A 12,408-nucleotide genomic window follows, 5' to 3' on the forward strand; every position below is an offset into this window, starting at 1 on the left:
GACGAAAGCCTCTGCGCCCCAGGCAACCCGCGGGCGACCGCCGAAACCGTCATCGCGCGGATGAACGAGGACACGCGGCGCGTCCATCCCCTGTCGGAGGCGGCCTGACGGCGCCAAGCAATCGGCACCCGCCACGGTTCCGCACCCATTCGCTCCCCGGGGTTGCCACATTCCGGCGGTTTCCTGTTAGGAACACTGCATCGCCGAACCGCATCAGGCCCCGCTGGAGGACAGCCCGTGACCCACCGAATCGCGCTCGTGGATGACGACCAGAATATTCTGGCGTCGGTGTCCATCACCCTGGAGGCCGAGGGCTTCGAGGTCGCCACCTACACCGACGGCGCCGAAGCCCTGCGTGGCCTGCTGGCCGATCCGGTGGATCTGGCCGTGCTCGACATCAAGATGCCGCGCATGGACGGCATGGAGCTGTTGCAGCGGCTGCGGGTGAAATCCAGCCTGCCCGTCATCTTCCTGACCTCCAAGGACGACGAGGTGGACGAATTGATGGGCCTGCGCATGGGCGCCGACGACTACATCAAGAAGCCGTTCTCGCAGCGCCTGCTGATCGAGCGCATCCGTGCCATCCTGCGGCGCGGCGACGCGGGTCGCGACGGGCCGCCCGACCTGTCCGACAAGGCGCTGATCCGGGGCGAACTGGTGATGGACCCGGAGCGCCACCTGTGCACCTGGAAGGGCGAGCCGGTGAACCTGACCGTCACCGAGTTCCTGCTGTTGCAGTCGCTGGCCCAGCGCCCCGGGCACGTCAAGAACCGCGACCAGTTGATCGACGCCGCCTACGGCGAGCACATCTACGTCGACGACCGCACCATCGACAGCCACATCAAGCGCCTGCGCAAGAAGTTCCGCGAGGTGGACGGCGAGTTCTCGGACATCGAGACCCTGTACGGCGTGGGCTACCGCTACAAGGACGCGGGCTGAGGTGACGCGCGGCGGCGTCAGGGACGGGGACGACGGGGCGGGGCGGACCACCCGGGTGCGGACCGGATCGGTCCTGCGCTCGCGTCTGACATGGCGCATTCTGGCGGTCAACCTGCTGGCGCCCATCCTGCTGGTCGCCGGGATGTTCTATCTCGACAACTACCGGACGACCCTGACCCAGGCCCGGTTGCAGGCTCTTCGCACAGAGGCCGACCTGATCGCCGCCGCCGTCGCCGAGGGCTCCCTGACCTTCGAGGTCCATCCCGAAACCCGCAGCCTTGTCCCCGGTCACATCATCACGCCGGAACTGGCCAGTCAGATCGTGCGCCGCCTGTCGCGTCTGGCCGGGGTGCGCGGGCGTCTTTTCGGCCTCGACGGCGCCCTGGTGGCCGACAGCGAACAGACCCAGCGCGGCCAGTTCCTGGTCTCGCCGCTGCCGCCGCTGCCGGAGCCCGATTCGATGGGGGATCGCCTGGACGACCTCGTCTCGACGGTGGACGGCCTGATGACCCGTGCCACCCGCGCGGTGCTGCCGCGCCCGGAACTGCCGCTGTATCGGGAGCCGGGCGACCAGGACGCGTCCGACTATCGTGAGGTCGGCGAGGCCCTGGCCGGACGGCCGGTCAGTTCCGCCATGCGGCGCCACCCCGACGGCACCCGCATCGTCCTCAGCGTCGCGGTGCCGGTGCAGTACTTCAAGCAGGTGGTCGGCGCGCTGCTGGTGTCGGCCGACGACAGCGGCATTGAACGGGACGTGTTCGAGGTGCGGTTGGCCATCTTGGAGATTTTCGCCGGCACTCTGGCCATCACCATCCTGATGTCGTTGTATCTGTCGGGCACGCTGGTGCGTCCGCTCACCCGGCTGGCCGCCGCCGCCGAGCGGGTGCGTCACGCCCACGGCGACCATCGGGACATCCCCGATCTGTCCAACCGTCGCGACGAGGTGGGCGAGCTGTCGGCGGCGCTGATCGAGATGACGGCCGCCCTGTCCGCCCGCATGGGCGCCATTGAACGCTTCGCCGCCGACGTTGCGCACGAGATCAAGAACCCCCTGACCTCGCTGCGCAGCGCCGTCGAGACGGTCGCCCGGGTCACCGACCCCGCGCAGCAACGCCGCCTGATGGCCGTGATCCTGGATGACGTGGAGCGGCTGAACCGGCTGATCTCCGACATCTCCGACGCCTCGCGCCTGGACGCCGAGATGTCGCGCGCGCCGACCCAGATCATGGATCTCGGCCCGCTGCTGGCCGCCCTGGCCGATGTCCACGCCAACACGGCCGCCGACTCGGGCGTGTCCGTGCGCTACGAGGGGCCGGAGGAGGGCGGGGCGCCGCTCAGGGTCTTCGGCAACGACAGCCGCCTGGGGCAGGTGTTCCAGAACCTGCTGGCCAATGCCGTGTCGTTCAGCCCGGAGGGCGGATCGGTGGCGCTGCGGGCGTGGCGCGCGGGGCCGTCGGTGGTGGCGACGGTGGAGGACGACGGCCCCGGCCTGCCGCCCGGCAAGGAAGCGGCCATCTTCGACCGCTTCTATTCGCAACGGCCCAAGGGCGAGAAGTTCGGCACCCATTCGGGGCTGGGCCTGTCGATCTCCAAGCAGATCATCGAGAACCACCGGGGCACGATCCGCGCCGAGAACCGCACCGACGACACCGGGCGCGTGCTGGGCGCGCGCTTCACGGTCGAGTTGCCGTCGGCGTGATGCGGCGGCGCCGGTCTCAGATCCGGGGCGATGAAACGGGTGGCGCGACATCCGCCGCCAACGACGCTGCAAACGGCGGGTTGCGCCTGCGGCGCGAACCCGCCCTACGGATCACGCGAATAGACTCTTGTAGGGCGGATTCGCCCCGCGCAGCGGGGCAATCCGCCGCCAACAACGCCGCGCAGGCGGGTTGCGCCAGCAGAACCTTGTAGGGCGGATTCGCCCCGCGCAGCGGGGCAATCCGCCGGGGTCGGTGACGCGGCGCACGGCCCGCCGCGTCGCGGCGGTCGAGTGCGCCCATCGGCGGTGTTTCCTTCTATTCGGCCATCGACTCCAGGCAGTGTTCGACCCAGGCCTTGGTCAGTTTCTCCTGCGCCGCATTCTGGCCCAGGCGCTCGTGCAGGGCCTGGAAGTCCACCGCGTCCAGATCGAGATCCTGGTTGAAGCAGGTGAACACGACCTTGTGTTCCCCGGTGACCGGATCGGTCTCCGGTTGCAGGCATTGGGCGCAGATTTCCTTCATCATGCACTGCATCGGGCTGTTGATGGAGCCGATGCCCACCGTCTTTGCCTTCAGGAACGGCGCCAGCACATCGTGCCGGGCGTGTCCCACGGCCTGCATCATGCGGTCGGAGCCGATGGCCACGATCCGGTCCACGTCGGACAGCGGGATCGCCGTCTCGCCTAGCGTGCCGTCGCCGCAGGCCACCATGGCCTGGACGATGTTGCCGACGAACGCCTTGTCCTGGGGGCGTTCGGGCGTGAAGGCCGGCCCGTCGTCGTTGCACCACACCACCACGTCGGCGGCGTCATGGATCTCGGCGACCTTGAAGCGGTCGCGGCTGTTCCGATAGCCGGCGAAGTACAACACCTTAGAGCCGGCCGCCCGCAGCGCCTTGCCGATGGAGAACAGCACGGCGTTGCCCAGGCCGCCGCCGGCCAGCAGCACGGTCTCGCCCGAGGGGATTTCGGTCGGCATGCCGGTCGGTCCCATCACCACCACCGGCTCGCCGGGCTTCAGCAGCGCGCACAGGTCGGACGAACCGCCCATCTCCAGTACGATCACCGACAGCAGGCCGGCCTCCCGGTCCACCCAGGCGCCGGTGAGGGCGAGGCCCTCCATGGCCAGCAGGGTGCCGTTGGCGTGCGGCGCCAACCTCTCGAAGTTCTGCACCCGATAGAACTGGCCGGGATGGAAGCCTTTGGCGGCCAGGGGGGCGCGCACCGTCACCTCGACGATGGTCGGCGTCAGGCGTTTGACCGCGTGGACCACGGGGCGAAGCTGGTCGTTCAGGCGCGCGAACAGGGTCTCGCGCGGCTCGGTTCCGGCCGGGCGGCGCGCTAGCGCGCGGCTGATGACCGGATAGGCCCGCAGCGCGGAGGCGAAGGCGGTCACCACGTTGCCGGCGAACGACGGATGCAGGTCGCCCAGAAAACTGATGGACGTGCCGTCGTCGTTCACGGCCATCAGCACGTCGGCCTTGGCCGGCTTGGCGCGGTGTTCCGGAGACACGGGCGCGCCGGTCTCGTCCACCGCCTGGAAGTACTTGCCGTCCAGGGCGAACTGGCCCGGCAACTCCCGCGCCAGTGTGGTATTCGGCACCGTGCCGGCGGCGACGATGACCGTGCGCGCCGGGATGGTCCGCCGCTCGCCGCTCGCGCGGTGTTCGACGGTCAGGCCCTCGGCGTGGCCGAAGCGGTCGAGGTCCACCCTGACCGGGCTCCATTGCTCGGCGATGGCAATGCCCTCCTCCAGGGCCTTTTCCACCTCCTCGTGGTTGTTGCGGTAGGCCGGGGAGTCGATCATCAGGCGCCGATAGACCAGGGTCGAGCCGCCCCACTCTTGCAGCAGCTCGCGGATGCGGGGCGCGCGGCCCTCGGCAGCAGCGGTTTCGCGTTCGGCGCGGATCGCGCGGGCGTGGCCCAGGAATTCGTCCAGGATCGCGCGGTCCTCGGCACCCCAGCCGGCGCGCACGGCCTCCTCGCCCTTCTCTGCGGCCAGGGCCTCGTAGCGGGCCAGCATCTTCTCCACCTGGATCGGGTAGTACGCCAGCGCCTCTGTGGCCGCGTCCACGGCGGTCAGACCGCCACCGATCACCGCCACCGGCAGCCGCACCTGAAGGTTGGCGATGCTGTCGGGCTTGGCGGCACCGGTGAGTTGCAGCCCCATCAGGAAGTCCGACGCCTGCCGCACGCCGCGTGCCAGCCCGTTTTCCATCGGCACCAGGGTGGGCTTGCCGGCGCCCATGCACAGCGCGACGTGATCGAAGCCCATGGCGAAGGCGTCATCGGGCGTGATGGTGCCACCCAGGCGCACGCCGCCGATCATGGCGAACTCCGCCCGGCGCTCCAGCAGCAGCCGGATGACGGTCAGGTAGTTCTTGTCCCAGCGCACGGTGATGCCGTATTCGGCCACGCCGCCGAAGCCGCCCATGACGCGCCGGTCCAGCGGTTCGCGCAAGGAGTCGATGTCGCGGATCGGGCGGAACGGCACGCGGCGGCCGAGCGCGTCCACGCCCGAGACGGCCGGGTCCATCGGCTCGATCTTCAGGCCGTCGATGCCGACCACGTCGTGACCGTCGTTCATCAGGTGGTGGGCGACGGAATACCCCGCCGGCCCCAGCCCCACGACCAGAACCCGCTTGCCGGTGTCGGGGCGGGGCAGGGGGCGGCGGATGTTGAGCGGGGTCCAGCGCGTCAGCAGGCTGTAGACCTCGAAGCCCCAGGGCAGGGCCAGCACGTCCTTGAGTGCCCGTGTCTCCGACTGCGGAATGTTCACCGGATCGCGCTTCTGCTTCTGGTAGATGCACGCCACCATGCAGTCGTTGCAGATGCGGTGTCCGGTGCCGGCGCACAGCGGATTGTCGATGGTGATGATGCCCAGCGCGCCGACGAAGAGCCCCTTCGTGCGCGCTTCGTTGAACTCGCTGATCTTCTCGTCCAGCGGGCAGCCGAGCATGTCCCGGCCGAGCGCGCTGGTTTGCACGGCGCCGGTCTTGCGGTCCTTGAGGCCGGTGGAGCAACTGTCGTTGCCCTGGTGGTGGCAGAAGATGCAGTAGTGCGCTTCGTTCAGCCCGTGGACGGTGTCGGCGCCCGGGTCGGTCAGGCCGAAGCCGTCGCGGCGGCGCAGGTGATGCGCGGGCAGGCGCTGGCACGGCACGGCGCCGCTCTCGTTCGTCTCCAGCGGAATCAGCGCCAGCGGGTCGTTTTTCTTCGGCTGGCGGAACAGCACGCCGTCGGGGAAGCGGGCCAGCCCGGCGTCGGTCAGGCCGGCCCAGGCGGCGAAGCGCATGGCCAGATCGAGCCCGTCGGCGTTGGCGGCCTCGTCCTCCATCCAGGTCATGACGCGGTCGGCGAACAGGGGTTCCGTCACCGGGCCACCCAGAGCCTTGGCAAGGTCGCGTTCCAGCGCAGGACCGTCCAGGTCGGCCGCCGCCTCCGGCTTGATCTTCTTGAACGCGAGGCGCTGCACGAAGAGGCGCTTGCAGGCGAACAGCACCGCCAGCGCGTCGTCCGCCGCCGCCTTGGCGCGAATGTCGGCGCCGATGCCGAACAGAGCGCCGATGAAGTCCTGAAGGTGGGGCGCCAAGTCCAGGATCAGCGCCGACTCGGCCTTGCGGTCCAGGGCGTCCGGCGCGGTGCGGGCGGCGGTCAGGCGGTCGGCCAGGGCGACGTCGGCGCCCGACAGGTGGGCCAGAAAGGCGGCGTCCACCTTGGCCAGCCCGGCCTTGTCATACAGATCGGCAAAGCCGAGGTCGAATCCGAGCGCGAAATCGGGCGCGTCGGCGCGCTCGCCGACAGGTGCGGTCTTCACGGTGTCCATGGAGCGGGTGGGGTGTCTGCCTGGAGAGAGAAGGGAGGGTGTTCGCGAAGGCAACATGGGGCCGCGCCGGGGCCGATGCAATGGAGTCCGCGCCGTCCCGGCCGTCGGCAGGGTCTGCCTCATGTCTCGCCGCACCCGGGCAGGAGTTGCCGCCCTGCCCGGAAAACCGCTCGGAACGGCGGGGCTTCGCCGGCCCTGAGGACTGGCATGGCGATTGCTTCGATGGTGGCAACCGGTTTGTCGCGGGAGAGTCCAGCCATGTCCGTCACCCAGTTCAACGACCTCAGCAAACTGCGCGAGGCCCGCCGGGCCGAGGCCGCCCTGGCGCGCGGCGAGGCCCCGCCCGTCACCGAGGCTCTGCCCGCGGGCCGGCTGACCACCAAACAGTTCAACCGCCATCTCGCCCATGTGCTGGAGGAGCAGACCAAGTCCGCCATCACCAAGTACGTCGGCGACATCGAACCCGCCGAGGTGCTGGATCTGGCGCGCCGGGTCGCCAACCTGCGCGCCCGCTATGTCGCGACGGCGCTGGCGGCGGCCGGCGGTACGGCGCCGCCGACCAAGGCCGAGATCGACGAAATGCGCTTCATGCGCGAGCGCATCGAGGAACTGGAACAGGCGTTCACCGCCGTGCGCGAGGCCATCGCCAACGAGGTGGTCCAGGTCAAGAACGTGGTCTCGGACTGACTCCGGCCGGGGCACAACGGTGTTCTCCAGCAGGCGATACCCCGACAGTCAGGGCCGATCCGGATACGCGGGATCGGTGGTTTGTGCGGGTTTCCGGAACGACGCGGTTGCCGTTGGCGCGCGCCGCGGCGGCGCTTTGGCCGCGCCACGTTTGGTCCCCCATTGCGCGCCCCCATTGCGCATTATCATCGCCGTGTGTCGGACCACATGGGTATGCGAGGGATCACGCCGTCCGCGCCGCCGGACGCCACCACCCGCATCACGGAGGACTCTCCATGACCCTGACCCGTCGCGCCCTGGCGCCGTTGGCCCTGGCGGGGGCGCTGTTCGCGTCCGCCGCCGTCTCCGCTCCGGCCCTGGCCGCCGACGAAAACGGCCTCGTGCGCCTGCGGAGCCCGCATTCGGTCGAGGACACCATGGCCCGCCTGAAGGCGGCCATTGAGGAAAAAGGCATCACCATCTTCGCCGACATCAACCACGGCGCCAACGCCGCCGCCATGGACCTGGAGATGCCGGCCACTCACCTGCTGATCTTCGGCAGCCCCAAGATCGGTGCGCCGCTGATGAGGGCCAATCCGGCCATCGGCATCGACCTGCCCATCAAGGTGGTCGCCTGGGAGGACGCCGACGGCCAGACCTGGCTGGCCTACAACGACCCGGCGTACCTCGCCGAACGCCATGGCCTGCCCGCCGACATGAAGCCGTTTCGCGGCATGGCCATGAACCTGGGCACCCTGACCGCCAAGGCGGTGGAAGAGTAGGGGCGCGGGGTTTTGGAGCGCAATGCGGGCGTACGGACTCGCGCAATGCGCTCTAGTGATTTGATATTGAAGCCAATCGTCGTCGCGACCCGTTCCGGATGGCTCGGGATTTGCTCCAGCCAGACCCCCGGGGGCGAACCATGATCGGGGTCGTCCCCGTCTGGGTCACCCGGATCGACGGCCGCCAATTCCGGCGTGGTTTGACCTCGGGGCGAGTCTGGGTCGCGTTCAGCGGGACCACCTCATTTTAGGCCGTTCTTCCCTTCCGTTGCCCTCAAGCCACCGAACGCCGGATACCCGGATACAATCCGTGGATGTGCACACAAAAGGCTTATGCTTGCCTTAATGCAATGTAATCATGTACGATCCTGCGGTGGCATGGATTTGTACTTGCGATTGGCGGGGCGAGTCAGCCGATGGACACGATCCGATGCGAGGCGTGCGGAGGCACGGGCAAGGGTCCCGTTCGGTTCGGCCGGGCCGGGACCTCCGGCGCGGCACGCAATGCCTGTCCGAAGTGCGGCGGTCGCGGAGTCGTGAACGCGCCCGGCTTGGCGGCGCGGGAGGTCTGGGCGAAAGCGCGCACCAACACCGGCGCTTACCATGGCGCTGAGATGGCTTCACGGGTAGACGTCCAGATCGACGAGGACGAGGCAAAAGAACAAAAGGTCAGCCCTGATATTGATTTCAAAGAAATAAACAGAAAAAGATACTCTTTGTTTTTTTCTGCGATCGTCGGCGTTTTTTTCACGTTCTACTTTTATTATTTCTCGGAACTTGGGAGTTCCGACTATTTCAAGGGATTCGACGGGCAGCTTAAGATCATGGGACTGTGGGGCACGACCTTGATCGCGTCGAGCCGCATCATTCAGCTTGTCATGAATAGGGTTCTCGTGGCCATGTCCGATGAGGCCTTTCGGACCTTCAGGATTGCCTTCCAAGTCGTGCTCGTTGGCGCGATTGCGGTCTGGTTGTTCGCAACCCCGGTCAAGGTCCCGGAAAAGTCCGGATGGGGAACGCTGCCCGCCATTTCATCCGAGATTCCGCGCGACTGACGGCAACGATCCGCGCCATGCGCGGTGACGCCCGATGCGGGACCCGTCGGCGGTCGCCCAGGCGGTCACGGCGTAGGCAGCGCAAAGCCCCTGCCTCTGTTATTGCCAGACCCGCCGTGACAAGGCTATGACTCGGTCGGTGCGGGGTGCGCCAGCCGCCCCGCCCCTGACCGTCGTCCGGATCCTGCCCGGCTTTGGGGGGCCGCCGCCTTGTCATCCGAGACCACCGCCGCGCCGACCGTTTTGGCGGTCGAGAACATCCACAAGCGCTTCGGCGAGATCGAGGTGTTGCGCGGCATCTCGCTGGAGGCGCGCAATGGAGACGTCGTCTCCATCCTGGGGTCCAGTGGCTCCGGCAAGAGCACCTTCCTGCGCTGCCTGAACTTTCTGGAAACGCCGTCGGCCGGGCGCATCCATCTGCACGGCGAGGAAATTCGGACCCGGCGCGACCGCGCCGGCATGCTGCGTCCGGCCGATCACGGCCAGTTGACCCGCCTGCGGGCGCGGGTCGGCATGGTGTTCCAGCAGTTCAACCTGTGGCCGCACATGACCGTGCTGTCCAACCTTGTCGAGGCGCCGCGTCGCGTGCGCGGGCTGGGCAAGGCCGAGGCCATCGAGAAGGCCGAGGCCCTGCTGGAGAAGGTCGGGCTGGCGGAGCGGCGCGACTACTACCCCGCCCACCTGTCCGGCGGCCAGCAACAGCGGGTGGCCATCGCCCGCGCCCTGGCCATGGACCCCGAGGTGATCTTGTTCGACGAGCCGACCTCCGCGCTTGATCCGGAGTTGGTGGGCGAGGTGCTGGCCGTGATCGAGGCGCTGGCCAACGAGGGCCGCACCATGCTGATCGTCACCCACGAGATCGGCTTCGCCCGTGACGTGTCCACCCGCACCCTGTTCCTGCACGAGGGCCGCGTCGAGGAGGACGGCGCGCCCGCCGCCCTGTTCACCGCGCCTGAGTCCGAGCGTCTGCGCAAGTTCCTGTCCCGGCACCTGCATTGAAGCACCTGCATTGAAGTCGGGGCGCCCGTTCCCACACGCAACCACACCAAGAGGCACCGCATGACTGGAGTTCGCACCACCGCCCTGGCCCTGGCCGTCGCCGCCACGGTCGCCTTCGCCGGCCCCGCCGTTGCCGAGGAGCCGCTGCGGATCGGCACAGAGGGCGCCTACCCTCCGTTCAACATGGTGGACGAGAACGGCGATCTGCACGGCTTCGACATCGACATCGCCAACGCCCTGTGCGCCGAGATGGAGCGCGAGTGCACCTTTGTCATCCAGGACTGGGACGGCATCATCCCGGGTCTGCTGGCAGGCAAGTACGACGCCATCGTCGCCTCCATGTCGGTGACCGAGGAACGCAAGCAGGCGGTTGACTTCACCAACAAGTATTGGACCAACAAGCTGCAGTTCATCGCGCCTACGGACGTGGACCTCGATATTTCGCCGGAGGGCATGGCCGGCAAGACCGTCGGTGCCCAGCGCGCCACCATCTCCGCCCAGTGGGTCGAGGAAAACCTGCCGGGCGTTGAGATCAAGCTGTACGACACCCAGGAAAACGCCTACCTCGATCTGGCCTCCGGCCGTATCGACGCGATCATCGCCGACATGCTGGTGAACTATGAATGGCTGCAATCAGACGCTGGCGCCGACTTCGAGTTCAAGGGCGAGCCGGTGTTCGAGAACGACCTGATCGCCATCGCCCTGCGCAAGGGCAACGCGGATCTGGTGGAGGAGATCAACGCGGCGATCGACGCCATCGTCGAGGACGGCACCTACGCCGAGATCAACGCCAAGTACTTCCCGTTCAGCATTTATTGAGTTGGATCGCCCGTTGATCTGACTGGCCAGGTCAACGGGCGCCATCCCCATTGTACTGTCATTGCGAGGAGCGAAGCGACGAAGCAATCCAGGGCGGAGATATGCGCCTTGTGCCCTGGATTGCTTCGCCCTCGTCAGACGACGAGGGCTCGCAATGACGGGTGCCAAGCCTGAGCCCCGAAGGTCCCCCCATTCGTGCCCGATTTGCATGGCTTTTCCGACCAGCTTCTGCTGGGGCTCTGGATGACGGTGCGTCTCGCGTTGTCGGCCCTGGGCCTTGGCTTGGTGCTGGGGCTGGCGGGGGCGGCCGCCATGTCGGCGCCGATGGCGCCGGTGCGCTGGATCGCGCATGGCTATACCACCATCATTCGGGGCATTCCTGAGTTGTTGGTGGTGCTGCTGATCTATTTCGGGTCCTCCGTGGTGCTGATGGCGGCCCTGCGGCCGTTCGGATACACGGGCTACATCGAACTCAGCCCCTTCGTCGCCGGCTCCATCGCGCTCGGCCTGACCTTTGGCGGTTATGCGTCGGAGGTGTTCCGGGGCGCCTTCCAGGCGGTGCCGCCGGGCCAGGGCGAGGCCGCCCGGGCGCTCGGCATGGGGCGCATCCACATCTTCTTCCGCATCGTGCTGCCGCAGGGCTGGCGCATCGCCCTGCCCGGGTTGGGCAACCTGTTCCTGGTGCTGATGAAGGACACGGCGCTGGTCTCCGTCATCGGGCTGGAGGAGATCATGCGCAAGGCCCAGTTCGCGGTCGGCGCCACCAAGGAGCCGTTCACCTTCTACCTCGCCGCCGCGTTCCTGTATCTGGGGCTGACCATCGTTTCCATGGCTGGGCTGGCGTGGATGGAGAAGCGCGCCAACCGGGGCATGCCGAGGGCGAGGGCGTCATGAACATCGATGTGATGATGGCCGCCCTGCCGAAGCTGCTGGAGGGCGCGGGACTGACCCTTCAACTGCTGTTCATCTCCGGCTTTTTCGGGGTGCTGCTGGCGGTGCCGCTGGCGGTGGCGCGGGCCTCGCAAAGCCTCGCGGTGAAGGCGCTGCCGTTCGCCTACATCTTTTTCTTCCGGGGCACGCCGCTGCTGGTGCAATTGTTCCTGGTCTATTACGGCCTGTCCCAGTTTGCGTTCGTGCGCGAAAGCCCGATCCTGTGGCCGGTGCTGAGCGAGCCCTATTGGTGCGCCATCATCACCTTCAGCCTGCACACCGGGGCCTACATCGCCGAGATTCTGCGGGGCGCCATCCAGGCCGTGCCGGCGGGCGAGGTCGAGGCCGCCCGTGCCCTGGGCATGACCCGGGCCGGCACCATGGGCCGGATCGTGCTGCCGCGCGCGGCGCGCATCGCCCTGCCGGCCTATGGCAACGAACTGATCCTGATGCTTAAGGGCAGCGCGCTGGCCAGCACCATCACCCTGCTGGACCTGACCGGCATGGCGCGCACCGTGATCGCGCGCAACTACATGCCGCTGGAGACGTTCCTGATGGCCGGGATCATCTATATGGCCATCACCTTCGTGCTGGTGCGCGCGCTGCGCTTCATCGAACACCGCGTCAGCGCCCACATGCGCGCCCGGCCCACCGGCCCGGTGGGCGTGGAGCCGACGGCGTAGGGGCGTCGGACGT

General features: G+C 67.9%; 10 protein-coding genes. 9 read left to right on the top strand and 1 reads right to left on the bottom strand.

Features of this window, described 5'->3' with window-relative positions; translation table 11 throughout:
* Positions 1-237 precede the first annotated feature (237 nt).
* Positions 238-939 carry a response regulator transcription factor gene (locus BLS85_RS15350; RefSeq protein ID WP_092787622.1) on the top strand — a complete coding sequence of 234 codons (702 nt, stop codon included), beginning with the start codon at positions 238-240 and terminating at the stop codon, positions 937-939.
* 1 nt (position 940) lies between these two features.
* Positions 941-2,638, top strand: a complete 1,698-nt coding sequence (locus tag BLS85_RS15355; RefSeq protein WP_245699256.1) for a stimulus-sensing domain-containing protein — start codon at positions 941-943, stop codon at positions 2,636-2,638.
* A 316-nt stretch (positions 2,639-2,954) separates the two neighbouring features.
* On the opposite strand, the gene BLS85_RS15360 is transcribed toward BLS85_RS15355, so the two are convergent.
* Positions 2,955-6,452 carry an FAD-dependent oxidoreductase gene (locus tag BLS85_RS15360; protein ID WP_245699257.1) on the bottom strand — a complete coding sequence of 1,166 codons (3,498 nt, stop codon included), beginning with the start codon at positions 6,450-6,452 and terminating at the stop codon, positions 2,955-2,957.
* A 267-nt stretch (positions 6,453-6,719) separates the two neighbouring features.
* Between BLS85_RS15360 and BLS85_RS15365 the strand changes: the two genes are divergently transcribed.
* From BLS85_RS15365 to BLS85_RS15395, 7 genes are all read left to right on the top strand, one after another.
* Positions 6,720-7,148: a hypothetical protein gene (locus BLS85_RS15365; protein WP_092787624.1), complete on the top strand. Its 429-nt coding sequence runs from the start codon at positions 6,720-6,722 to the stop codon at positions 7,146-7,148.
* A 275-nt stretch (positions 7,149-7,423) separates the two neighbouring features.
* Complete coding sequence (locus tag BLS85_RS15370; protein WP_092787625.1) at positions 7,424-7,909, top strand: DUF302 domain-containing protein; 486 nt, start codon at positions 7,424-7,426, stop codon at positions 7,907-7,909.
* Between the two features lie 416 nt (positions 7,910-8,325).
* Positions 8,326-8,964 (top strand): hypothetical protein, encoded by a 639-nt coding sequence (locus tag BLS85_RS15375; protein WP_143027219.1) that lies wholly within the window; start codon positions 8,326-8,328, stop codon positions 8,962-8,964.
* A gap of 210 nt (positions 8,965-9,174) precedes the next feature.
* The gene (locus BLS85_RS15380) at positions 9,175-9,963 is read left to right on the top strand and encodes an ABC transporter ATP-binding protein (protein WP_092787627.1); all 789 of its coding nucleotides are present in this window, start codon (positions 9,175-9,177) and stop codon (positions 9,961-9,963) included.
* A gap of 60 nt (positions 9,964-10,023) precedes the next feature.
* A complete protein-coding gene (locus BLS85_RS15385; protein ID WP_092787628.1) occupies positions 10,024-10,782 on the top strand; it encodes an ABC transporter substrate-binding protein in 759 nt (252 codons plus the stop codon).
* A 195-nt stretch (positions 10,783-10,977) separates the two neighbouring features.
* Complete coding sequence (locus BLS85_RS15390) at positions 10,978-11,676, top strand: ABC transporter permease (protein WP_092787629.1); 699 nt, start codon at positions 10,978-10,980, stop codon at positions 11,674-11,676.
* Positions 11,673-12,395, top strand: a complete 723-nt coding sequence (locus tag BLS85_RS15395; protein ID WP_092787630.1) for an ABC transporter permease — start codon at positions 11,673-11,675, stop codon at positions 12,393-12,395. The genes BLS85_RS15390 and BLS85_RS15395 overlap by 4 nt, the downstream gene beginning before the upstream one ends.
* Positions 12,396-12,408: the final 13 nt, after the last annotated feature.

This window comes from Rhodospira trueperi, assembly GCF_900101965.1.
Classification (GTDB): Bacteria; Pseudomonadota; Alphaproteobacteria; order Rhodospirillales; family Rhodospirillaceae; genus Rhodospira; species Rhodospira trueperi.